This window comes from Faecalibacterium sp. 7 (assembly GCF_049562865.1).
Lineage (GTDB): Bacteria > Bacillota > Clostridia > Oscillospirales > Ruminococcaceae > Faecalibacterium > Faecalibacterium wellingii.
This window is the reverse complement of record NZ_CP186911.1, coordinates 1,782,675-1,804,034: the sequence shown is the minus strand read 5'-3', so window position 1 is coordinate 1,804,034 and position 21,360 is coordinate 1,782,675. Positions and strand designations below refer to the sequence as shown.

At 51.3% G+C, this 21,360-nt stretch carries 24 protein-coding genes; 3 read left to right on the top strand and 21 right to left on the bottom strand.

Features of this window, described 5'->3' with window-relative positions; translation table 11 throughout:
- Window positions 1–16: 16 nt before the first annotated feature.
- Complete coding sequence (locus ACKXF7_RS08895) at window positions 17–3,229, bottom strand: response regulator (protein WP_423741091.1); 3,213 nt, start codon at window positions 3,227–3,229, stop codon at window positions 17–19.
- A gap of 298 nt (window positions 3,230–3,527) precedes the next feature.
- Between ACKXF7_RS08895 and ACKXF7_RS08890 the strand changes: the two genes are divergently transcribed.
- The 3 genes from ACKXF7_RS08890 (at window position 3,528) to ACKXF7_RS08880 (ending at window position 5,467) form a co-directional block, all read left to right on the top strand.
- Window positions 3,528–4,328, top strand: coding sequence for an SDR family oxidoreductase (locus ACKXF7_RS08890; RefSeq protein WP_423741090.1), 801 nt, complete (start codon window positions 3,528–3,530; stop codon window positions 4,326–4,328).
- A 153-nt stretch (window positions 4,329–4,481) separates the two neighbouring features.
- Window positions 4,482–4,961 carry a sigma-70 family RNA polymerase sigma factor gene (locus tag ACKXF7_RS08885; protein WP_339395924.1) on the top strand — a complete coding sequence of 160 codons (480 nt, stop codon included), beginning with the start codon at window positions 4,482–4,484 and terminating at the stop codon, window positions 4,959–4,961.
- A gap of 71 nt (window positions 4,962–5,032) precedes the next feature.
- Window positions 5,033–5,467, top strand: coding sequence for a helix-turn-helix domain-containing protein (locus ACKXF7_RS08880; protein ID WP_423741089.1), 435 nt, complete (start codon window positions 5,033–5,035; stop codon window positions 5,465–5,467).
- 122 nt (window positions 5,468–5,589) lie between these two features.
- On the opposite strand, the gene ACKXF7_RS08875 is transcribed toward ACKXF7_RS08880, so the two are convergent.
- The 20 genes from ACKXF7_RS08875 to ACKXF7_RS08780 all read right to left on the bottom strand — a co-directional run bounded on the left by ACKXF7_RS08875 (window position 5,590) and on the right by ACKXF7_RS08780 (window position 21,355).
- A complete protein-coding gene (locus ACKXF7_RS08875) occupies window positions 5,590–6,666 on the bottom strand; it encodes a hypothetical protein (RefSeq protein ID WP_394806373.1) in 1,077 nt (358 codons plus the stop codon).
- 328 nt (window positions 6,667–6,994) lie between these two features.
- Window positions 6,995–7,231 (bottom strand): hypothetical protein, encoded by a 237-nt coding sequence (locus ACKXF7_RS08870; protein WP_005922522.1) that lies wholly within the window; start codon window positions 7,229–7,231, stop codon window positions 6,995–6,997.
- A 701-nt stretch (window positions 7,232–7,932) separates the two neighbouring features.
- Window positions 7,933–8,388: a (deoxy)nucleoside triphosphate pyrophosphohydrolase gene (locus ACKXF7_RS08865; protein WP_348583066.1), complete on the bottom strand. Its 456-nt coding sequence runs from the start codon at window positions 8,386–8,388 to the stop codon at window positions 7,933–7,935.
- Complete coding sequence (locus tag ACKXF7_RS08860) at window positions 8,385–9,599, bottom strand: Fic family protein (RefSeq protein WP_348583064.1); 1,215 nt, start codon at window positions 9,597–9,599, stop codon at window positions 8,385–8,387. The genes ACKXF7_RS08865 and ACKXF7_RS08860 overlap by 4 nt, the downstream gene beginning before the upstream one ends.
- A gap of 138 nt (window positions 9,600–9,737) precedes the next feature.
- Entirely contained in the window at window positions 9,738–10,250 is a 513-nt protein-coding gene (locus ACKXF7_RS08855) for an NAD(+) diphosphatase (protein ID WP_005922551.1), read from the bottom strand.
- A gap of 2 nt (window positions 10,251–10,252) precedes the next feature.
- A complete protein-coding gene (locus tag ACKXF7_RS08850) occupies window positions 10,253–10,744 on the bottom strand; it encodes an HD domain-containing protein (RefSeq protein ID WP_423741088.1) in 492 nt (163 codons plus the stop codon).
- Window positions 10,745–10,796: 52 nt separating this feature from the next.
- Complete coding sequence (locus tag ACKXF7_RS08845) at window positions 10,797–11,057, bottom strand: hypothetical protein (protein WP_004798084.1); 261 nt, start codon at window positions 11,055–11,057, stop codon at window positions 10,797–10,799.
- Window positions 11,058–11,085: 28 nt separating this feature from the next.
- Entirely contained in the window at window positions 11,086–11,805 is a 720-nt protein-coding gene (locus tag ACKXF7_RS08840) for a DUF554 domain-containing protein (RefSeq protein ID WP_423741087.1), read from the bottom strand.
- Between the two features lie 17 nt (window positions 11,806–11,822).
- Window positions 11,823–12,305 carry a peptide-methionine (S)-S-oxide reductase gene (locus ACKXF7_RS08835; RefSeq protein ID WP_097774964.1) on the bottom strand — a complete coding sequence of 161 codons (483 nt, stop codon included), beginning with the start codon at window positions 12,303–12,305 and terminating at the stop codon, window positions 11,823–11,825.
- 97 nt (window positions 12,306–12,402) lie between these two features.
- Complete coding sequence (locus ACKXF7_RS08830; RefSeq protein ID WP_227621721.1) at window positions 12,403–12,807, bottom strand: GNAT family N-acetyltransferase; 405 nt, start codon at window positions 12,805–12,807, stop codon at window positions 12,403–12,405.
- Window positions 12,808–12,841: 34 nt separating this feature from the next.
- Window positions 12,842–13,012, bottom strand: coding sequence for a hypothetical protein (locus tag ACKXF7_RS08825; protein ID WP_172678648.1), 171 nt, complete (start codon window positions 13,010–13,012; stop codon window positions 12,842–12,844).
- 43 nt (window positions 13,013–13,055) lie between these two features.
- Window positions 13,056–13,661, bottom strand: a complete 606-nt coding sequence (locus ACKXF7_RS08820; RefSeq protein ID WP_021885137.1) for a YczE/YyaS/YitT family protein — start codon at window positions 13,659–13,661, stop codon at window positions 13,056–13,058.
- A 241-nt stretch (window positions 13,662–13,902) separates the two neighbouring features.
- Window positions 13,903–15,642: an adenine deaminase gene (ade, locus tag ACKXF7_RS08815; RefSeq protein WP_423741086.1), complete on the bottom strand. Its 1,740-nt coding sequence runs from the start codon at window positions 15,640–15,642 to the stop codon at window positions 13,903–13,905.
- 180 nt (window positions 15,643–15,822) lie between these two features.
- Window positions 15,823–16,287 carry an Hsp20/alpha crystallin family protein gene (locus ACKXF7_RS08810; protein ID WP_423741085.1) on the bottom strand — a complete coding sequence of 155 codons (465 nt, stop codon included), beginning with the start codon at window positions 16,285–16,287 and terminating at the stop codon, window positions 15,823–15,825.
- Between the two features lie 237 nt (window positions 16,288–16,524).
- Complete coding sequence (locus tag ACKXF7_RS08805; RefSeq protein WP_423741084.1) at window positions 16,525–16,845, bottom strand: pyridoxal-phosphate dependent enzyme; 321 nt, start codon at window positions 16,843–16,845, stop codon at window positions 16,525–16,527.
- Window positions 16,787–16,984, bottom strand: coding sequence for a PfkB family carbohydrate kinase (locus ACKXF7_RS08800; RefSeq protein ID WP_339395915.1), 198 nt, complete (start codon window positions 16,982–16,984; stop codon window positions 16,787–16,789). The genes ACKXF7_RS08805 and ACKXF7_RS08800 overlap by 59 nt, the downstream gene beginning before the upstream one ends.
- A gap of 12 nt (window positions 16,985–16,996) precedes the next feature.
- On the bottom strand, window positions 16,997–17,821 hold the full coding sequence (locus ACKXF7_RS08795; RefSeq protein WP_097785016.1) for a purine-nucleoside phosphorylase: 825 nt from the start codon (window positions 17,819–17,821) through the stop codon (window positions 16,997–16,999).
- 238 nt (window positions 17,822–18,059) lie between these two features.
- Window positions 18,060–20,219 carry a 1,3-beta-galactosyl-N-acetylhexosamine phosphorylase gene (gene gnpA, locus ACKXF7_RS08790; protein WP_423741083.1) on the bottom strand — a complete coding sequence of 720 codons (2,160 nt, stop codon included), beginning with the start codon at window positions 20,217–20,219 and terminating at the stop codon, window positions 18,060–18,062.
- Window positions 20,220–20,258: 39 nt separating this feature from the next.
- Window positions 20,259–20,447, bottom strand: coding sequence for a DUF6903 family protein (locus ACKXF7_RS08785; protein WP_005946255.1), 189 nt, complete (start codon window positions 20,445–20,447; stop codon window positions 20,259–20,261).
- A gap of 11 nt (window positions 20,448–20,458) precedes the next feature.
- A complete protein-coding gene (locus ACKXF7_RS08780) occupies window positions 20,459–21,355 on the bottom strand; it encodes a carbohydrate ABC transporter permease (protein WP_291016282.1) in 897 nt (298 codons plus the stop codon).
- Window positions 21,356–21,360 lie beyond the last annotated feature (5 nt).

Here is a 21,360-nt window from a genome sequence, read left to right as displayed (position 1 = left end):
TACTGCAATGCACAGATCACAGCCAATGTTTCAGCACATCGTTCAGCTTATTCAAATCAAGCGGTTTGGCGATATGCTCGTTCATGCCGGTGTTCTTTGCCAGCTGCACGTCCTCGGCAAAGGCATTTGCTGTCATGGCAATGATGGGCACTTTGCCCCGGCTGCCGGCAAGGGCACGGATCGCAGCCGTGGCTTCGTAACCATTCATGATGGGCATCTGGATGTCCATAAAAATGAGATCGTACCACTTTTCTGGCGCTTCCATCACCTTTTCGACTGCAATTTTTCCGTTTTCGGCGCTGTCGATGGTCACGCCCGTCATGCCTATGATCTCGGTTGCGATCTCACGGTTCAGCTCGTTATCTTCCACAAGAAGGATCCGCTTGCCCGCATAGTTTTCCTTCGCAAAGTCTTCCAGATAGTTCCGGGCGTTTTTCTCCTTCTTCCCGGATGTAAACTGCCGCAGAGTTGCCGTCAGACGGGAACGGAACAGCGGTTTTGCCATAAAAGCATTCACGCCCGCTGCTCTGGCTTCTTCTTCGATCTCGCTGAAATCAAAGGAAGTCAGGATGATGATCGTGACATCTTCTCCTACCCGTTCCCGGATTTTTCTGGCGGTTGCAATACCGTCCATTTTCGGCATCTTCCAGTCCAGAATCACCGCAAAATAGTCGCGGCCGGTCTTGTGCCGCGCCGCGCAGCGTTCCACAGCTTCCTTACCGGTCAGGGCCCATTCGCCCGCTATGCCGATCTCCTGAAGGGTTGCCACAGTGCTTTCGCAGCAGGTCTTGTCATCGTCCACGACCAGTACCGGCAGATCGAGCAGTTCTTTTTCCTGTTCCTTTTCGTTCTCCTGAAGCTTCAGATAGACCGTGACCGTGATCTTCGTTCCCTTGTTGGGAGCGCTTTCGACCTGAATGTCACCATTCATCAGGTTGACGATGTTTCTTGCAATGGCCATGCCAAGACCGGTGCCCTGCACCTTGGTCGTCCGGTGATCGTCTGCCCGACTGAACGGCTCGAACATGATCTTCTGGAATTCCGGCGTCATACCGATGCCGTTGTCCTCGATGGAAAACTCGTAGCAGCCAAGCTCCGAGAAGCCGTTCGGTTTTTCCTTGATCGTAAGGGTGATGTTTCCTCCATCCGGGGTGTACTTGACGGCGTTGCTCATCAGGTTCACAAAGATCTGCTGGATGCGCAGGCTGTCGCCGCAGACAGCTTCGTGCTCAATGTGCTCAATATGGACTTCGAGCTGATGTCTGTGCTCGTCGATTGCCGGTTTTGTGAGGGTGAGCAGGTTATCGACCAGCTCCGGCAGGCTGAAATCCTCCTCGGCAAGGCTCATTCGCCCGCTCTCGATTCTGGCCATATCCAGCACTTCATTGATCAGTCCCAACAGATGACGGCTCGACTTTGTGATCTTGCCAAGGCACTCGACCACCCTGTCCTGACTCTCGATATTCGCACCCGCAATGGCGGTCAAGCCAACGATTGCATTCATCGGTGTACGGATATCATGGGACATATTGGAGAGAAATTCCGTCTTGGCGCGGCTTGCGTTTTCCGCCGCCCGGTACGCATCCTTCAGTGCCTTATGGGATTCGATCTCGGCCTTTTTCTCCTGTGACACATCCATAGATGCCAACAGTGCTTTGACCAGCTTTGTGCCATCCCACTCCAGCGGAATGAAGGAAGCGATCTTATAGGTGTTCTCATCCATGGAGCAGTATTCAAATTTGTAGATGTCGTTCTCGCCCTGCAGATTCTTTCGGATATTTTCCGGTGAGAACAATGCGTCTATCGCCGCCAATGGCTCCAACGTCTTATACCTTACAGCCACCTGCTCCACAAAATCATGGTAGGTTCCCGTCGGCGCATAGATCATGTCGCCTTGCAGGTTATAGAACCGATATCGGTCATTCTCCAGATCGCAGACGACAAAGCGGTCCAGCAGACGCACCATACTCTTGATCAAAAGATCCATCGATGCGTTATCTGAGGCCATCTGCATCCGCCGTGCCGTCTCTGCTTTGGACTCTGTGATGTCCCGCAGAAAAATCATCGCATATTCGGAATCTTCGATCTCGCCGCGCATGACCACGTTGCTGACCCATCGTTCCTCTCCATCCAGAACGATGCGGCACTCCTGACGCAGCTCCGTCTCAAGCCCCTTTAATTTTTCCGTGATGTAGGCGCGATTGTAGAAATCCGCTACAGACTTTTTGTCCTCTTCCACCACATAGTTATCCACAAGGAATCTGACCAGTCCATCCCATGTATGGTTCTGCTCAAAGGCAGTCATCAAAGAGGGCTCCACTTTGAAAGTATCAAAGGTGTTCTTTTCCAGATTTACATAGTATTCGCAGAGGTTTGCGCTGGTAAACGCACGGTGAAATGCCGCTGCCCGCTGCGCCTGCATCCGACTTCTTTTTTCCGCGTCAATGTTGCTGATGATTCCGGCAATTCGATTGGCCGAACCATCCAGACGGCGTATCACCTCCGCCGATGCCCGGAACCAGTGGTATTGGCCATCCTGTATTTTCAGCCGGTACTCAACATTATACTTTGTAGTATTGGTTTTGTCCGCAATCGTTTCCAAAAGCAGCTGCATTACCCGGTCATAGTCCTCCGGGTGCAGAAGGTTCGACCACGAATCCAGTTTGTTCGGAAAATCCAGAATGTCATGATATCCAAGGATCTGCCGGAACGCATGGCTCCAGTTCACATGAACGATCTCACCGTTTTCATTACACTCAAAATACCATAGTGCAGAATGGATGGATTCATTAACCAGCGCAAGGTTCTCATACGCCCAGTTCATCTGTACTGACATGATCCAGATCGGTGTTCCATCCGTATCGACTGCATCTTTTTTGTAGAGACGCACATAGACGGGAGAGCCATCTGCTGTAAGGATCCGGCCTTCCCCTTCGCCTTGGAGCTGACGAAAGCGCGCATTGTCGAGGAATGCGGCATCTCTCTTATAGAAAAGATTCTTCAGCGAACCCTTTGTCTGCTCCATCAGGGATGCATAGCTGTGATTCAGATTATGCAGCAACAGATCACTGACCGACAGGATCGACAATTCGGCATCATAGTACCCGGCAATGGTTCCGACACCGCCATTATGATAGATCGTCTCCTGCATGGCCTGAAATGCATTTTTTCCCAGCCTTACCGTATCGGAAGTGTAGATTTCATCTGTAAGTCTTCTATCGAATTTCATTTTCATCCTCGTAGGGTTTTGATCCCGCCGCGCACTTCAATTCTGGTATGTCTTTTATGGTCAACTGGCATACTGATTTTTGATCAAGCTTGTACAATATAACTAGTATAGTATACTTGCGCAGCGTTTCGATTTCAAGCGCTGATTGGCATTGGCTGTGTAAAAAAGGGAGGCCAATCTGCGTAAAAATTTACACAAGTTGATCCCTGTACTTTTCCACAATCCGGCTATCCGTATAGACAGCCGCCACTGCGATGCGGTATACTCGAACCAGATCAACATTTTCAGGAGGAAAATCATGGTGGGAGAAAACAACAAGGTGGTCATTGTTACCGGAGGAAGCTCCGGCATCGGACGGTGCACGGCATCCGCTCTGAAAGAGAACGGCTGCATCGTCTATGAGTTCAGCCGCAGAAGTATCCCTATGGAGGGTGTCACCCATCTGTCCGTCGATGTGACCGATGAAGATGCGGTCAACGCCGCTGTGCAGCAGGTCATCCAAAAAGAGACCAAAATTGATGCAGTGATCAACTGTGCAGGCTTTGGCATTTCCGGTGCGGTGGAGTTTACGTCCATGGAGCAAGCCAAAGCACAGTTTGATGTGAACTTTTTCGGGACAGTCACTGTAAATAAAGCGGTTCTCCCCTTCATGCGCCGTCAGGGGAAGGGGCATATTGTGAACATCAGCTCTGTTGCTGCCGTAGCGCACATTCCGTTCCAGACCTTCTACTCTGCAAGCAAAGCCGCCGTTTCTTCTTACTCTTACGCTCTGGCAAACGAAGTCAAGCCCTACGGCATCCATGTTACTGTTGTAGAGTTGGGCGATATCTGCACCGGGTTTACAAAAGCACGTCAAAAAAGCATTCTCGGCGATGATGAATATGGCGGACGTATCTCCCGGAGCGTCAGCCAGATGGAGCACGACGAGCAAAACGGCATGGACCCGGCACGCATTGGACGGTACATCGCCGGTATTGTGGAGAAAAAGAACCCAGCAGTCGTTTATGTTGCCGGTGCACAGTATAAATTCCTGAGCCTTTTGTGCAAGCTCCTGCCCGCCGCAGCACGCGGAAAGATCGTGGGGAAAATATACGGGTAACAGGCGCATTGCTCCGCAAAGCTGCTATATAAACTAATATCCGTATTTTGTGGACAATGAAGCGGAGCTTTTCGCCACAGAGTCCGGAAAAAGGGCAAGCCCTCCTTCATAAATTGCAGTAAACCGTTTATGATGCTTTGGGGAGGGGTCGGCATGTTTTTATCTCTTCTGCAATTTTTTGCCACAAAGTTTCTGGTTCTGGCGCTTCATCTGGAGAGCGGCAGCTTTCCGCGGCCCCTCTCTGCCCAGGAGGAAGCCGAAGCCTTTGCCGCACTGCGTGCCGGTGACCCTGCCGCACGGGAAAAGCTGATCCGGCACAATCTGCGTCTGGTGGCACACATCGTAAAAAAATACTACGCCCTGCCCGGCGATCAGGACGACCTTGTTTCCATCGGAACCATCGGCCTGATGAAAGCGGTGGACACCTTCGACTCTGCCCGCAGGACACGGTTTTCTACCTACGCCAGCCGATGCATTGAAAATGCTATCCTCTCCCCAGCGCACTTTGGGATGGAAAAGAGAATCCACCTCTTTCACGCAATGACGCATCTACGTCAAAATGGATTTTTTGGAGCCGAGAGAGCGGTCACCTTTTTCTACTTCAAAAAGTATCATGTGAGGGTTGTGGTCTAACCCCTCTCTACATCCTGCAGGTGCCGCTTGCCGGGCCGCACACCACTTCGGAAGCACAGGCGTTCTTTCATATGTACCATTCCTACTCCGAAATCACCAATCCATCCGACCGTCTGCGCTGGTGCCGCTACAGCCTTGGTCTGCTGCAAAAAGAGGTTGCCGCCATGGTGGGCATGGAGGAATGGCTCTATCGGGATCTGGAAAGCAGCACATTTCACCGCAGCTTCACGCCCGAACTTGCGGACAAGCTCGCCGCCCTTTACGGCATCCCTGTGGAGGATATTCTGGACGACTACACCCTGTTTCTGCACCGGGGCGGAGGAGCCTTCCTCCGCAGATACCGGGAGGCAAAAGGCTGGAACCGTCAGCAACTTGCCGACCATGCAAAGGTCAGCCGGACAAGCATCCGCTGCTGGGAAAGTGGACAAAAGACCATCAGTCAGAAGTGCTTTTGCCATCTGGTGGAAAACCTTGGTTCCGATTTTCCATCTATGCTTCGCATGTGAGGTATGGTAATTTTTCTCCGGTCAAACGAAAAAGCTCGTCTGCAAGCCACGATATGTGGCAGCGCAGACGGGCTTTCGTTATGGAATCATTCTGTTTCAATTATTCTGATATTCGCTCTGACTTACATGGCGTTCCGTAAAACACGCAGTCGTTCTTCAAACGTTGCTTTCCATGCCGGATGCTCGGAGAATACGGTGTGCTCCACCTGACGGACTTGGTTCAGTCCGATGTTCCGCACCGCTTCCACTGCAGCATCTTTTTGGCTCAGATGGCGTTTTCCCACGGTCAGACAGTTTGCGCCTTCTGGCGTGTCGTACTGCTGAAACGCCCGGTTGAAGTCCATCAGGTCATGCAGACGGATGGGCTGATTGGTTTCGTTGTCTACCAGCAGACCCCAATTTTCCCAATGACGGTCGGTATTGCCCACCAGATAATCCAGAATGTTCATCATATAGTAGCCGGGAGCATCCAATTCTAAGATCTTATCCAGCGTGTTCCAATCACGGTTCGTGCAGTAGACGTCATAGGCTGCATAGGTCACAAGACTGTATCGCTGAGATGTCATGATTTTGCTGATAGAAACCGGCTCATTTTCAAACATCCCCTGCTCATACAGTACCTGATGGCAGTCAAAGCACCGGCAGATTTTGCTTGCCAGCACTTCACGTTCCACCGCTTCCCTGCCACCATCCTTGTAAAGATAGAAGCCATCCTCTTTTCGCACCCACGCCTTGGGGTACAAGCCGCCCGTAGACAGGTCATTTGCCAGAAGATGGGCGTTTGTCACCGTCATTTGGTGCCCCCGCAGCGCAATATCCACAAGCGCATTGCTTAAGGAGTGTGCAAAAAGGTTGATATCCTCGAATCGAATCTTCTCGTTTTCTTCTTTCACCCAGAACACATCCAGCAAAGACAGACAATGGTAGGATAATGCAATCTGTGCTCGTTCCCTGTCCGTAACACTCTGAGATGCACCGATACTGTTCAGGATTTCCTTGGCGTAGGTGCGATCCAACGTCAACATCCGGGAGGCGCACCAATAGTAAAAGTTCGTTACATTATTGATGCGCTCGTCAAAATCATCCGATTCCACCAGAACCAGATCATAGGGCATGAAATCCTCGAGGCAGACCCTGCATTCCCCTGTCGTGCTGAGTTGTGCCACACAGCTTTCCCGGTGCATGATCTCGTAAAACATGATTTTCATCCCTCCCTGCGTTCTGTGTCTTGCTCTGTATTTATATTACCTTCTTTTTTCACGGGACGCAAGAGCTTTTACTTTTCAAAAAGCTTTTTCTGCTGCTCCATCAGGACGGTTTCGATACGCTCTTTCAGAAAAAAGTGGAACTGTTTTGAGTGTTATGCAATGCCATAGGATACCATATTGGCCGCCAACAATCAATGATTTTTTGTCAGCAAAATTCCAAAAACTTATGTAACACAAAAAGCCCCACGCTCAACACTGCCTCTGAATCCGACTATCTCTGGTCGGAGCAGAAAAACATATGTTGAGCGTGGGGCTTTGTTTATCGGCTCGGCTGCCAGCCGGGCTTTTGGTGTTCTTTGGGTTTGTAGGTTCCTTTGGTAGTATCGATCACCGCCTGCAGCAATTCGAGCTTCTGCCATGTGGGGCAGTTCAGACGGTCGATTTTTTCGATCACATAGTTGGCGTGGGCGGTCGCGACCCGTTTTCCGAGTTCGTCCCATCCCTCTTTCGTTTTGGGGTAATGTACCACCACTTCAATGGGGGCACTCTTTCGCATAGCTCACTCACCTCCGATTACATCGCTATCACCTCATTTTTACGGGTTACTGGTTGTCCGCTATTCGCTGCGGTTTCCGCTCAGAACATTCAGAGCCAGACTGACCAGCAAAGCCATATCAATGCGGAGCATTTCAGCCTTGCTGGCATAGCCCATAAAGCGTTCGATGGTTTCTCTTAATTTGCCCCCGGCACCCCTGAGAAAGGGAAACATTCAGGCGTTGGATTTGCACCACTCCATTGGCCTCTCGGCCACCCCGTCTTCTTTATGACCGGGCCGCGAATTACGGAAGTATCATTATCTGGAAGTACCTGAAGCTGCATATTCAATTTTCAAGGTCCGCCCGGCTGCGGCTCCCGCTCCCTTTCGGAGGTGGGCCGCTGCCGTGACAATAGTGTATCGTACTTTCGAGCAAAAGTTTATGGACTCGTAGTCCAAGTCACCCACCCTCTTAGTCCATATATTGTATACAACAGTCCCAAAAAGCAAAAAAATCCCGCCTGAAAAGCAAAACCTTCGCTTTGCCCTCAGACAGGATGTCTTTCGACACGACTGTTAGCTAAATCAACCAATAAAGGCCTCCGAACCTCTTTCTTATTAGGAAAAGATTCAGAGGCCTCTGTTTTACAATTTTTTCGAAATAGCGGCTTTCACCAGCAGCGTCATAGGACGGCGCAGTTCATCTTTCATTCCGGGAATCCTCAGCATCTCTGCAGAGGTTCGTTGTCATATTCGCTGGTATGGAGTGGTTTCACTGGCTGCATTGAACTTCTGATAACATCCAAAATAGTCTGATCCGCCGGGAGCCACGGAACGGAATCAAACTCCTCCTTCGTCAGCCACCGCGCAGCTTCCGCTTCTTTCAGCACAAGCTCGCCGGAAACCACTTCACACCAGAAGCAGTCCATGGAAAGATGAAACGCCGGATAATCGTACTCGACCGTACCAATCCGGTCACCCACGGCGATTTCCGTGTCCAGTTCTTCTTCGATTTCCCGCTTCAGAGCCTGCTGCGGGGTTTCGCCCGGCTCGATTTTGCCGCCCGGAAACTCCCATTGACCCTTGTAGTCGCCATAACCGCGGGCAGTGGCGTAGATTTTGCGCTTTTCCTGCATGGAGTCGCAAATCACAGCGGCCACAACACGAATCGTTTTCATAACGTTCTCCTTTTGGATTCATTAGGCCGACCATCAGAAGTCCCACCGACACGATAGAACACCCTGTTTCCTGCTTTTCTTGCAGTAAGCAGCCCCATCTCATGGAATTTCATCACAAACGTCCGAATGGTTGCATACGCAGCGTTTCGGAAATCCTTTTCCAGCTGCTTTGTGGTAAACTCCTCTGCACCATAAGCAGACAGAACATACTCCCAGAGCAGCCGTTCTTTTTCTGTGATTTTTCCTTCCGCAAGAGCAGTTTGATATACCTCAAGATCAGTTTTCGGCGGGACTGCATCCACCTGCAGGCGGTTATAGACCTCATTGCAGAAGTAGAACAGAAAGGGAGTCACATCCGTATAGCCGGAAATCAGAGCATTTCTCTCCACGCGTTCGTAGGCTTTGTAATATGCGTCCTTGTTTTCAGCGATGTATCGGGAAAACGGCGTGAACAGTGCCGCAGGATAGCCCTGCTGAACAAGATACCAGAGGTGGAATAGCCGTGCAGTGCGTCCATTCCCGTCAAAATAGGGGTGGTAGTACGCAAAGGCAAAGTGCAGAATGGCAGCCTTATGCAGCTCATTGATGCCGTCATTGGCATTCGCAAAATCGACAAGACATTTCATGGCACCGGGAAGCCGCTCTGCCGGAAGTCCCGGTCTGGGTTCTTCACCGCCCACAATAAAAACCTCGCCATGCCGATAAAAGTGGTTTGGCAGTAATCGATCTTCATCCGGGAGACAATCCCCTGTGCTGATCTGATATAGGTAATGCAGATTCTCCTCGGTGATCCTATTCTGACGATTCGCGATAAACTCCAGTCCGCGCTTCATACCATAGATGCGGGCTTCTTGTTCATCACGAGGGGCATAACCATCGAGGATATAACGGATACTGCTGCGGGTCGAGCGGATACTTTCAATTTGAAAAGTAGCATAAATTTCCTCGGTCATCGCCGACAAACCGAAGTTTTGTCCACTGACAGGGACAGAGAGCAACCGCTTCATACCATTTGTTGAAATTTGCGCGAGGTTCGGCAGGTAAAACAGCTTATTTCCAGAAAAATCAGTCAACGGCAGAGGCTGCGCAAAGTTTTGCCGCAGCAATTCGGCAAATTCTTTGACGCTGACAGTCGAGTACTTGTATTCCATCCGATTGAGTTCAAACAAATGCTTATCTGAAAGCATTTTGGCAAACTGTGCCCCATCCATTCTGTCCACCTCGCAGTTAATACTTATTGATACTACATAGTATCAATATACCGATTCTTTATAAAAAAGTCAACCGAAACAGGCCGAACCAACTTTTTTCCATACTTTCCGTCAAAATTCCCGCGGCACAGCCACGAATCACATCTCCATCGGCTTATTCCCCACTTCGTCCAGATACGCATTCAAAAATTCCGCTGCAAGGCTGTTGGGACGGATGTTTTCTCTGGCTTCCTGTGGGGTGAACCACTTGCAGCGGTCCACTTCGTGGTTGATATGCAGCGCCTTTGCGGTTCTGACGAAAGCCGTAAAGTTGCACATCAGCGTGTTGGACGGCTCAAAAAACTTAGTACGGTTGAACCGGAGGTGCTCTACTTCCAACCCGGTTTCTTCCCGGACTTCCCGCACCACGGCGTGTTCTTCTGCCTCACCGCGGTTCACATATCCAGCCACCAGAATATAAGAGGGCTTGCCGTACTGCTGGATAAGCAGAATTTTCCCGGTTTCCTCATCCACAACAATCATGCTGACTGCCACATTGTACATCGGGAACCGATATTGCTGGCATTTCGGGCAATAAGGCACAATGCCCTCTTCTTCCAGTTCTTTTTCAATCAATGCCGTACCGCATTCAAAGCAATGCTTCTGAATCATTTTTACACTCCAAACACTGTTTTCGTCAGCCGGATACCTGCTGCCGTCTTCATCGTATGTTCCATAAAGGTTCGGATTGCCTGCTGGTCGTACCCGCTTTCGGACGCATTGACGATATAATCCGCCTCAATCAGAATCTGATAGTCAATGCCGTCGATCTGCGCCGGGCTATGGTGGTGCCCTACCAGATAGGCCACACGGTCGATCTGTTCTGCTGTCATGCCGGTATCCGCCAAGAACTCCCGCACCAGCGGGGCACCCTCCTGCTCCTGATATCTACCATTGGTGTTGCCGTACTTTTTGCGGCAGAGCGGGCAGGCGATATCGTGGGTGATGGCCGCCACCTCCAGAATAAACTGCGTGTCTGCGTCCAGCCCCTCCAGCTCACCAATGGTTTTGGCATAGGTCCACACGCAGCTCAGGTGCGTGATGTCATGGATATTCCCTTCGGAAAAGGCGATCATCTTTTCCATGATCTGTGCAATGGTCATCATTTGTTTCACTCCCGTTTTTAATACTTAAATGTTCACCTTGATAAACGCGAACTTATTCTTCAAATTTTTTATGACACTTTGGACATTCTTTAGGGATCGGCCTATAACCAACAAGCGAGCAACCGCAATAAGGACATTTCATCATGGTGAGATGATATACAATACCACCAATAACAACCATTGCACCGATTAGCAGGCATAGGTTTACTCTGTACTCCTTTGCCGTCATTGCTCCTATTACTGCGAGCAATATTCCTATCATCAAAATGATCCAAGAAATGGCGGCCTGCTTTTGTGGGCTATTGTTTTTCATATAATCACACCCCTCTACAAATTCCGATTCATAAAATCCCCGTCAGCGCCACTGCAACCAGAAGGGACGGCAGCAGGTTTGCCACCTTGATGGTTCTTGGCCATACCAGATTGATGCCCACACAAAAAATCAGAATATTTCCTACCAGCGAGAGATTGTTCAGCACAGCGTCCGTCATAAAGCCGGACAGCACTACCGCAAGAGCCGTCATGGCACCTTGCAGCACTGCCACCGGAATAAATGAAAACACGCAGCCCTTGCCCATGGAGGACGCCATGATGAGCACAATGATAAAGTCCAGAATCGCTTTTGCCACCAGCGTGGAATGGTCGCCGTAGATGCCATCCTGAATGGAGCCGATGACGGCCATGGCCCCGATGCTCACCGTCAGGGATGCCGACACGAAGCCGTTGACGAACTGGTTGTCGCCGTCACTGCCAGTCTTGTGTTTGAGCCACTCGCCAAAGCGTTCAAACTGTGCATCCAGATCAATAAGTTCACCCAGCAGCGCACCCAACGCCAGCGATAGAATCATGACCATAGAACCACCGGTGCTCAAAGTTCCGTCTGGCCTAACCGTCAGCATCTTGGAGAGCGTTCCCGCCGCTCCCAGAAACACCACGGAAAAGCCCGTGGCTTTGATGATTGTATCCTGATAGCGCTCTTTCAGAAAGCGTTTGAACAGAATCCCCAGCACACCGCCTATCACAATGGCCAGCGCATTGATGATCGTTCCCCATCCCCGCATTTTCGTTTTTCCTTTGCTTACTGATTCCTGTATTTGTTTAAGACTTCATCCGGGATATGACAGTAGCTGCAATCTTCCGGGTACCGCTCCAGATGGTGCTGATGCTCCTCTGCACTCCGGACGTAATTCGTCAGCGGCAGCACTTCCACAACGATTTTATCCCGGTCCTTCCGGCTGTCAATAAAGGCTCTTGCTTCTTCCAGATGTCCGGGATTTGTGCTGTAAAGCCCCGTGCGATACTTTTTTCCAACATCAACGCCCTGTTTGTTCAGGCTGTACGGGTCGATGATTTCAAACAGATGCTCCATAAGCTCTGTAACACTGGTACATTTCTCATCAAAGACCACTTTAACGCACTCTGCGTATCCATCATACGGGCCGTCCAGCGTGTTTGTTGTTCCGTTGGCTCTCCCGGCTTCGGTCGTCCGTACACCGGGCACCGTGTCAAAAAAATGCTGGACGCCCCAAAGGCACCCGCCTGCAATGTATACCGTTTCCATACTCTTGACTTTCCTTCTTTTACTGGTACAGTTTGCATCCATGCTCTGTACTCCTTACGGTTTCCTTGCTAGCTGCAAATCGATCCATCATACCAACTCACAAAAAGTGCTTCCGCACCATTGCAGAGTAATTATCATATTGTTGAAAGCCATATCGCTCATAAAATGGGATCGTTTTAGGATCAGACGGCATAACTTTCACATACAGAAGATTTTGATAGAAACTCATGATCCGTTTCATCAGCTCATCTCCAATGTACTGTCCCTGATAAGCAGGGTCCACCAAAAGATAATGCAAAAATGCGACTGTTTCTCCATCATCAAGCGCGCGAACCAGCCCGACCAGCTTATCACCATCCCACGCAGAAATAACTCGTGTGGAATTGTGCATCGCACGGACAAGTTTTTCGGGATAATTGCCGGATTCCCAGTGAACGGATAAAAACAGTTTCTGCAATTCATCGGCCGTGAAATCTTTTGTTTGTTTATACTCGATTTCCATGATGCACCCCTTTATAACTTCCACAAACGTGAATTTAGTAACGCAAAAGGAAGTATATGACATACACCCAACTAAGTAATCCATGAAAAATCGCCCAACCGACAGACTTCCACGCTGTATAACTAATAACCATAGCTAATGCACTTCCAAAAGTTATTCCTGATTTTACCGTTTTCTTGACATTCGTTGATTTATTATCTTCCATATTTGTTTCCTCCACAAATTCTAAGTTGTAAGTTTCTTTACTATCATATCTTTAAAACTTGTTTTGCTTTCGCATTAACAAATTGGATAATTGGGCCTGAAATGATAACTGTAATAAGCGTGCATACACCAAACTTTCCGCCAAACAAAACACCTGTAACAACAACCAAAATATCCAATGCCATTCGGACAAATTTAATCTGCCAGTGATTTTTTTCTGCTAAAGCAAAAGTGACTGCCTCATAGGAGCCTCTACCAAGGGATGCCGACGCATATAGTCCTGTTCCGACAGCAAACAAAACCACTCCTAACAACATAATTAAAAAATTGATCCACTTATAGGTACTGTAAATATGGCAGTTAGCAAACAAATCTACACAGGTACTGTATACAATCTGGTACAACACAGTTCCTATATGAATCTGACTTTTATCGTAAATGAGCGCAAACAAAATCATTCCCAATGCTACAACAAAAGATGCTGTGCCAATGCTTATGTGAAATGTTCTTGCAATCCCCTGCCACAGCACCGCAAGCGTAGCTCCGCCAAATCCAGCATACAGTGCAAGTGTAATTCCATAAGCCGCAATTATAGAACCTATTACAAGGATTGCCAATTTCTTTAGTGTTTTTTTATTGTTATTTTTCATTGACTTTTAATAATTCACTCCTCGTATAATTTTCTTTGGGTTTAAAGCATACCGTTAGCAACCACTCTAATTTATTTAATACCAGCAAATTACTCTCCTCCACAAATTCCGATTTATCAAATAAGAATTTCCGTCAATTTTTCTCTTGATGCGGCTCGCTTCTAAGAGTAGGAACGAACTGTTCTGTTGCCGGAGACGGACCTTTCGGGTCGGTCTCCGGCAGTATTTTTGTTATCGCGTATTAAAAAACAGCCGGAACGACTTTCTGCTGCGCTACATCGATGATGCCGTATGTATTCAGTCTGAGTTTGGGAATGACCGGAAGGCTGACGAAGGCGAGGGTCATAAAGATGCCGATATCTTCCGCTACACCATGTGCCTTGAGGGCATCGTTCAGCGCCTGCATTTTCGCCGCAACGCTCTCTGCGCTTTCGGTGCTCATCAATCCGGCCACCGGAAGCGCAAGTTCTGCCACGACCTGTCCACCTGCCACAAACGCAAGTCCGCCTTTGTTTTTCCGCACAGTGTTGCCGGCCAACATCATGTCGGCATCGTTGTCCCCTGCCACGATCAGGTTATGGGAATCATGTGCGATGCTCGATGCAACGGCTCCGCATTTCAGGCTGAAGTTTCCTAAAAAGCCAATGCCCACATGGCCGGAGTGATGATGCCGCTCAAAAACGGCCAGTTTTACGATGTTGTGTTCCGGGTCCACACCGGGAGCTTTGCCCGGATGCCGTTGGAACGGGATGATTTTTTCCTCCGTAAGCAGCTCGCCCCGGTTCAGGCAGATGACACGCTCCTGCTCCCCGCTTTCCCGAAGTTCCAGGTCCTGCAGTGTGATCTCATCCAGATCAAAGGAATCCATAACGTGGGAAAATCTCACACGGTCGATGTCAAGCGGTGCGGTTTTCAGCGTTTTTCCGTGCTCGGCCACCAGCGTGCCATTCTTGTAAACCTGTTCGACCGTAAAGGATTCAAAATCCGATACTACAATGAGGTCGGCAGCATACCCCGGTGCTACGGCACCGCGCTGCTTGAATCCAAAATACTGTGCCGGGACCAGCGTCGCCATTTTGACGGCCACTGCCGGGTCCACCCCCAGCCGGATCGCTTTACGGATGTTGGAATCGATGTGTCCGCTGTCCAGCAGGTCACCGGGGTGCTTATCATCCGTCACCAGCATACAGCGGCTGCAATAGGGCTCCCGGAACAGCGGCATCAGGGCCTCCATATTTTTGGCAGCCGTTCCTTCCCGGACCATGATATATTGTCCAAGCCGGAGTTTTTCCATGGCTTCCTCGATGTTGGAGCACTCGTGATCGGACTGAACGCCTGCCGCAATATAAGCATTCAGGTCCTTATCGCTCAAGAGCGGCGCATGGCCATCCACGATCTTTCCCGCTTCGGTGCAGTCGCGGATCTTCTGCAGGATCTTCGGGTCACAGCGCACCGTTCCATAGGCATTCATCAGTTCCGCAAGCCCCAGCACACGGGGATCGCCGTAGTAAGGCCGGAGCTGTTCTGCGTTCAGCACCGCACCGGATTCATCCAGATCCGTGGCCGGCACACAGGAGGGCAGCATGAAATAAACCGAAAGGGTCAGATTTTTTGTCGTTTCCAGCATGAAATCCAAGCCTTCCAGCCCCGCAACGTTCGAGATCTCGTGTGGGTCTGTGACCACCGCAGTGGTACCGTGGGGCAGCACTGCCTGCTCGAAAGCCGGACCACAGAGCATGGAGCTTTCGATGTGGATATGCCCATCGATCAGTCCCGGGCAGACATATTTGCCGTGCAGATCAACTTCTTTCCGGCCATGATACGTGCCCACGCCCACGATCAAATTTCCGCTGATGGCAATATCAGCGGTGTCGACCTCATCGGTAAACACATTGACAATTCTGGCATTTTTCAAAACCAGATCAGCCAAAGCATCTCCTCTGCCTGCCGAGATCCGGCGTTTCAGCTCATCAGACTGCATAGAAACATCTCCTCTCTCTGAAGTTCGATTTTCTCACCTGTGGATTGGTTCTGCCCTTATTCTACCACGCCTTGCCGCTGCGGAAAAGATGTCGGGAAACAAAAATGGCCCCGGAGGGCTTGTTACAGCTCTCCGGGGCCACTTTATGTGCGTTGTGCTTTGGCGCACATGACCGGCGTTTTACTCGATCTCGATCAGGTTCGGGTTCTCAGGCAAAGCCTTCGTCTGCTGAGGAGCAGGCAGCTCGATGTGCAGGACACCATCCTCGAACTTTGCGTGGATGTCTTCCTTCTTCACATCGCCCACGTAGAAACTGCGTGCACAGGTGCCGGAGAAGGATTCGCGCCGCAGATAGCGACCCTTCTTATCCTTTTCGTCGTTGCTGTGGCTGCGCACTGCCTGAATGGTCAGGTAGCCGTCGTTCAGATCCATCTGAACGTCTTCCTTCTTGCAGCCCGGCAGGTCAACCGCTACTTCGTAGCCGTTGTCCGTCTGTTTGACATCGGTCTTCATCATGTTTGCACCGCGCTTACCAAAGGTATCACGAGCCTCACGGTTCATAGCACGTTCCAGTGCAGCGTCATTCCAGAACGGATCGAAGAAATCATCGAACAGGTTTTCATGGAAAACAGTCGGCATAAGCATAAATCATTCCTCCAATCCCGGCGTTCGGGTCGGGGCAAAAAATCTGAAGCGTCCATTCAGAAGGGCTTTCCGGGGAGCCTAGCGGCTCTCCTTTTGCCCTTCCTCCTGAGCACGCCACTGTTATAGCACCGTTTATTAGCAGTGTCAATAGAAGAGCGCTAAAATTCATGAAAGAATAACACTTTTATAAAATCCTATGCAATCTTTTCAAAATTCAGTCGCATCATCGTGTTTTTATCATTTCTGCCGGTACATCGGCGTAGACAGATATTTCATGCCGTTGTCCGGGACGATGACCACGATGTTCTTTTCCTGATTCTCCGGTCTGCGGCCCACCTGCACCGCTGCGTGCAAAGCCGCTGCTGCCGATGTGCCTAGAAACAGTCCTTCCGCCCGTAGCACCTCATGGGCCGTTTCGTAGGCTTCCTCGGTGCGGACATTGATGCACGCATCGCTCCAGTTTGGCCGCAGATAGTCGGAAAGTGCGCTTTCCGGCACATCATACGCCGGCAAAACGCCATCTATGATCTGCGCATACTGACAATCCAGCTCGTGCAAAGGCGATAGACTGGTTTGCGCCTTTCCCTCCAAAGCCCCGCTGCATGGACTTGGCTGCAAGGGTCTCTTTGGGCGCGAGAAAGTGCTCGACCTCATAGGTATAATCGTAGTTGAGGGAACCAAACGAAAGGATTTTCATGGTATATCTTTTTTACTCCATTCTCTGAATCACCGCACCCAGCCATCGGCACAGGGTATCGCCTGCCTGATTTGCGATCTCCAGCACGCGGGCGTGACTATGCTTGACCGTCTGGATGCCGGTGGCCATGTTAGTGATGCAGCTGACGGCCAGTACCTTCATGCCCATGTAGTTGCAGACCATGGTTTCCGGCACGGTGCTCATGCCCACGGCATCGGCTCCCATCCCCGCAAAGGCGCGAATTTCAGCCGCCGTTTCATAGCAAGGGCCCATAAAGCCCATGTAAACGCCCTCCTTGTAGGCAATGCCCAGTTCATCGGCAGTCTGCTTGGCAAGGTTCCGCAGTTCCAGACTGTAAGGTTCGGTCATGTCCGGGAAGCGGGGGCCGAAGCGCTCATCGTTGGGGCCAATGAGGGGGTTCGTGCCCATCATGTTGATGAAGTCGGTAATGAGCATCAGGGTGCCCGGCGCAAACTCCCGGTTGATGCCGCCGCATGCATTGGTCAGCACCACCTTTTCCACGCCCAGCAGCTTGAACACATAGAACGGGTAGCAGACTTCCTTCATGGAGTAGCCCTCATAGAAATGGAAGCGGCCTTCCATGGCGTAGACTTCCGTGTCCCCCAGCTTGCCAGCCAACAATGCACCTTTGTGTCCTGCCACCGTGGATACCGGGAAGTTGGGGATATCCTTGTAGGACAGTTCTTCCGTGTCCGTAAAGTCCGCGGTCAGCTTGCCAAGGCCGGAGCCCAGCACCACCGCGATCTTCGGGCGCTTTTTCGTGTGCGTCTTGATATATTCCGCACTTTCCAGTGCCTTTTCATAAAGATGTTCCATACCGTTCTCTCCTTTTCCCAAAAAATTCGATATACTCTCTGGGTTCAGTATATACTCGCACGGGCAGTTTCTTTTTTCTGCAGGTCTATTACGCTCGCATTACTGAATTTCTGCGTTTCCAGCCATCTCCATTGCAGCGTTCGATTGACACAGGTTGAGTTATCGGCAGATACAGCAAACACAACGGGCGGCTCTGGTAACAGAGCTGTCCGTTGTGTTCGTTTATGAAAAGGAGAACTTAGATCTCATACCACTTGATCTCGTTGGCATCCAGATGCAGAGCAAAGCTGCTGCCGTCTGTGGTGTAAACGGTGGTGTCCTGCGGCTCGTACGTGTTGTTCACCACACAATACTTGCCGTTCTTGACGTAGGCGTGAACTTCTACATTATAATTGGAGCTGAACCATGTATGCAGTTCCTCCTCGCTGTGGGCACTCCACAGGATAGCGCGGTAAAGGGTGCGGCTGTTGGCAAAACTATAAGGCACACCGCTGATGTACACGGCACGACCCTTGCCGAAGTCGTGTACCGCCATCTGCACTTCTTTGTTTCGCTGCACCAGCACTTCGGTGCCCTCGAGGGCGTAGATGTTCTTTTTGCCCTCGCCAAAGTCGATGGGCCGGTCGGCATCCTGCAGAATGAAGTGGTCGGGGTGCTCTTCCCAGTTGTATTTGTCGTAGTTGAGGGTGAAGCCGTTTTCTTCCTCCACGCCCAGCACGCTGGCAAGCTGGAGAATGTGGCCCTGATACGGGTGACCGGAAGGCTCACCCACGCCGATAAAGCCGCCGCCGTTCCAGACGAACTTGCGGATAGCGGAGGAGATCTCCGGGTCTTCCCACCAGATGCCGCCGGTGTGTGCGGTGTCGGCATCGCCGACATTGATAATGACATCCAACGAATCCAGCAGATGCGGGTCGTTCTTGATATCCTCAAAGCTGATAAACTTCACATCAAAGGGCGCACCGGACAGCATCTCAATGACACCGGCATAGCTATAGTTCTGTTTGTAATAGAGGGCGTGATGCACCATGTGACAGCCCCAAGCCCGCATTTTACCCCAACAGTTCAGCACGGCCACTCGCTTGACACAGTAGGGTGTGGTGCCCTTGATGTTCTCGTACAGTTCGCGGAACTCGTTGCAGACGCTCTCCACGTAGTCCACGAACTCCGGGAACTGCAAGGCCAGTTTCAGATAGCCGCCATAGCCGATGCGGTCGATGGGCTTGCGCAGGATAGCGCGGCGGGCTGTAACCCAGTTCTCCTTGGCTTCCCGCACCGGGTCGCCGCCCTCGTGGAAGGTGTCGGGGAAGAAGTATGGCAGGAAACGGCCCTCGGTGTACTTCACGCCCTCAATGTCAGAGATCAGGCGCAGGGTGGAGCCGTTGCCCACGCTGCCCACTACGGCATCCAGTCCGATGGTCTTGAACTCCGGCATGAAAGGTTCGGTGCCGATCCAGTGATCGCCGAGGAACATCATGGCTTCGCACCCGCACGCGTGGGTGATGTCCACCATCTCCTTGGCAAGCTTTGCCACCTCGCGGCGCTGGAAGGCCTGAAAATCCCGGAATTCCTTGCTGGGCACCCGGTACTGGTTGTTATAGTAGCCCTGATCGATGATGTACTCCGGGCGGAACTTGTAGCCCACTTCCTGCTCAAACTGGTTGAGGATATAAGGGCTGACCGAAGCAGAGTATCCATACCAGTCCACGAACTTCTCCCGCTTCAGCTCGTCGAAAATCAGGGTGAACTGGTGGAAGAAGGTGGTGTAGCGGATGACGTTTACATAGGGGTGCTCTGCGATGAACTTGCGCAGGCGCTCCATGGAATACTTGTGGGTCTTGGGCTGACGCACGTCAAAGGTGATCTGGTGCTCAAAGTTCGTCCAGCCGTTGGTGGTAGCGTTGTACATATGCACCGGGTCCCAGATGAGGTAAGCCAGAAAACTGACGGTATACTCATGGAACGGTACGGCCTGTACGGTCACGCTGCCGTCGGCGTAACTCCACTTTTCCGGCGGCACGGGCTGACCGGTGGTTCGATCCATGACCTCCCACCAGCGGGTGATATCGTCGTTGGTGTTCACCTGCATCAGCTCCGGGCTGATGCCCTTCATCAGCGGGATGGTCACGGTCTCGCCGGGGGCGGTGTAAAAGCCGGTCATGATGTAGCACTGCTGTACCTCGTCCGGGTTTGCCTTTGCCCATGCGTTGTCCTTGCGGGTGGTATAATAGGTGGAGTAGATCTTTGCGTCGGCATCCTTCAGCTGCTGCGGGAAGTCGGTGCCGTCGCAGTCGCGGATGGCATCAGCACCCCACTTTTTTAAGATCTCCAGCGTTTCGGGCACAACGTCCAGGTCTGTGGGAATGGTCACGCGCCCGGTCTTTTTTATTTCATCCATAGGGAACTCTCCTTTTGCCTCTCTTTGAATCGTAGGGGGTCAATCGTAGGCGGCGTTATACAGCGCCAGCACAGCCAGCAGCAGTGCTACGCCCACCAGCATGATGCCAAGCCCTGCCAGCTGTCCGGTCATTTTCCAGCCGGACACCACCAGCACCAGTGCCAGCACGAACAGCACCAGCATCAGTACCATGCGCAGGGCGGGATGGTTTTTCCAATATGCTTTCATCGTCTGTCACCTTAACCTTTCAGGCCGCCCACGGTCATGCCCTGCGTCAGCTGCCGCTGCACGCAGATGTACAAGATCAGGGTGGGCAGCATCACCAGCACAAGGCCTGCGTACATGGTACCGTACTGGGCGGCGCTCTGCTGCGCCTGCATCAGGTTCAAAAGACCTACCGGCAGGGTGCGGGGTGCCTTGGTGGAGCTCATCAGGGTCATGGAGATGATATACTCGTTCCAGAAGGACAGGAAGTTGAACAGGATGATGGTGATGATGGAAGGCTTTGCCATGGGGAAGATGATGCGGGTCATGGTGGAAAAATAGCTTGCACCGTCGATGTAGGCGGCCTCCTCAAAATCGTGGGGCAGAGTGGCAAAGTAGCCCGACAGCAGGTAGATGGTAAAGGGCAGCGCGGTGGCGGCGTATACCACCGCCAGCACCACCAGATTGTTCAGCAGAAAGCCGCTGCCGAAATGGCCTTTCAGCCACACATCGCCGTCCCGCAGCATCAGGAAGATGGGCACCACGATGTAGTTCACGTTGATGAACAAGCCCGCCATGAACAGGGTGTTCAGCACCTTACACCCCTTGAAGTGAAAGCGGGACAGGCAGTAGGCGGCGGGCAGGGCAACGACCAGCAGCAGCGCCAGCGCCAGCGCGGTGACGATGACCGAGTTGAGCATATATTCGCCCATTTTGGCGCCGTTCCATGCGTTGACGAAGTTCTGCCAGTAGAACCCGGCGGGCAGTGCCCAGGGGTTGCCGTAGAACTCTGCATTCTGCTTGATGGAGGCCATGAACACCCATGCCACCGGCACGATGATGGTAACGGCCAGCAGAACCAGCACAAAATAGATGAAAAACTTGTACAGACCTTCCGCAGAGCGGGAAGATTTTTCGGTGGTATTCTGCATCTTCT

Bases quoted from the DNA above. Each gene is read 5' to 3' on its own strand.
- ACKXF7_RS08895 (WP_423741091.1), bottom strand. From the start codon at position 3,229: ATGAAATTCGATAGAAGACTTACAGATGAAATCTACACTTCCGATACG.
- ACKXF7_RS08890 (WP_423741090.1), top strand. From the start codon at position 3,528: ATGGTGGGAGAAAACAACAAGGTGGTCATTGTTACCGGAGGAAGCTCC.
- ACKXF7_RS08885 (WP_339395924.1), top strand. From the start codon at position 4,482: ATGTTTTTATCTCTTCTGCAATTTTTTGCCACAAAGTTTCTGGTTCTG.
- ACKXF7_RS08880 (WP_423741089.1), top strand. From the start codon at position 5,033: ATGTACCATTCCTACTCCGAAATCACCAATCCATCCGACCGTCTGCGC.
- ACKXF7_RS08875 (WP_394806373.1), bottom strand. From the start codon at position 6,666: ATGTTTTACGAGATCATGCACCGGGAAAGCTGTGTGGCACAACTCAGC.
- ACKXF7_RS08870 (WP_005922522.1), bottom strand. From the start codon at position 7,231: ATGCGAAAGAGTGCCCCCATTGAAGTGGTGGTACATTACCCCAAAACG.
- ACKXF7_RS08865 (WP_348583066.1), bottom strand. From the start codon at position 8,388: ATGAAAACGATTCGTGTTGTGGCCGCTGTGATTTGCGACTCCATGCAG.
- ACKXF7_RS08860 (WP_348583064.1), bottom strand. From the start codon at position 9,599: ATGGATGGGGCACAGTTTGCCAAAATGCTTTCAGATAAGCATTTGTTT.
- ACKXF7_RS08855 (WP_005922551.1), bottom strand. From the start codon at position 10,250: ATGATTCAGAAGCATTGCTTTGAATGCGGTACGGCATTGATTGAAAAA.
- ACKXF7_RS08850 (WP_423741088.1), bottom strand. From the start codon at position 10,744: ATGATGACCATTGCACAGATCATGGAAAAGATGATCGCCTTTTCCGAA.
- ACKXF7_RS08845 (WP_004798084.1), bottom strand. From the start codon at position 11,057: ATGAAAAACAATAGCCCACAAAAGCAGGCCGCCATTTCTTGGATCATT.
- ACKXF7_RS08840 (WP_423741087.1), bottom strand. From the start codon at position 11,805: ATGCGGGGATGGGGAACGATCATCAATGCGCTGGCCATTGTGATAGGC.
- ACKXF7_RS08835 (WP_097774964.1), bottom strand. From the start codon at position 12,305: ATGGAAACGGTATACATTGCAGGCGGGTGCCTTTGGGGCGTCCAGCAT.
- ACKXF7_RS08830 (WP_227621721.1), bottom strand. From the start codon at position 12,807: ATGGAAATCGAGTATAAACAAACAAAAGATTTCACGGCCGATGAATTG.
- ACKXF7_RS08825 (WP_172678648.1), bottom strand. From the start codon at position 13,012: ATGGAAGATAATAAATCAACGAATGTCAAGAAAACGGTAAAATCAGGA.
- ACKXF7_RS08820 (WP_021885137.1), bottom strand. From the start codon at position 13,661: ATGAAAAATAACAATAAAAAAACACTAAAGAAATTGGCAATCCTTGTA.
- ade (WP_423741086.1), bottom strand. From the start codon at position 15,642: ATGCAGTCTGATGAGCTGAAACGCCGGATCTCGGCAGGCAGAGGAGAT.
- ACKXF7_RS08810 (WP_423741085.1), bottom strand. From the start codon at position 16,287: ATGCTTATGCCGACTGTTTTCCATGAAAACCTGTTCGATGATTTCTTC.
- ACKXF7_RS08800 (WP_339395915.1), bottom strand. From the start codon at position 16,984: ATGAAAATCCTTTCGTTTGGTTCCCTCAACTACGATTATACCTATGAG.
- ACKXF7_RS08795 (WP_097785016.1), bottom strand. From the start codon at position 17,821: ATGGAACATCTTTATGAAAAGGCACTGGAAAGTGCGGAATATATCAAG.
- gnpA (WP_423741083.1), bottom strand. From the start codon at position 20,219: ATGGATGAAATAAAAAAGACCGGGCGCGTGACCATTCCCACAGACCTG.
- ACKXF7_RS08785 (WP_005946255.1), bottom strand. From the start codon at position 20,447: ATGAAAGCATATTGGAAAAACCATCCCGCCCTGCGCATGGTACTGATG.
- ACKXF7_RS08780 (WP_291016282.1), bottom strand. From the start codon at position 21,355: ATGCAGAATACCACCGAAAAATCTTCCCGCTCTGCGGAAGGTCTGTAC.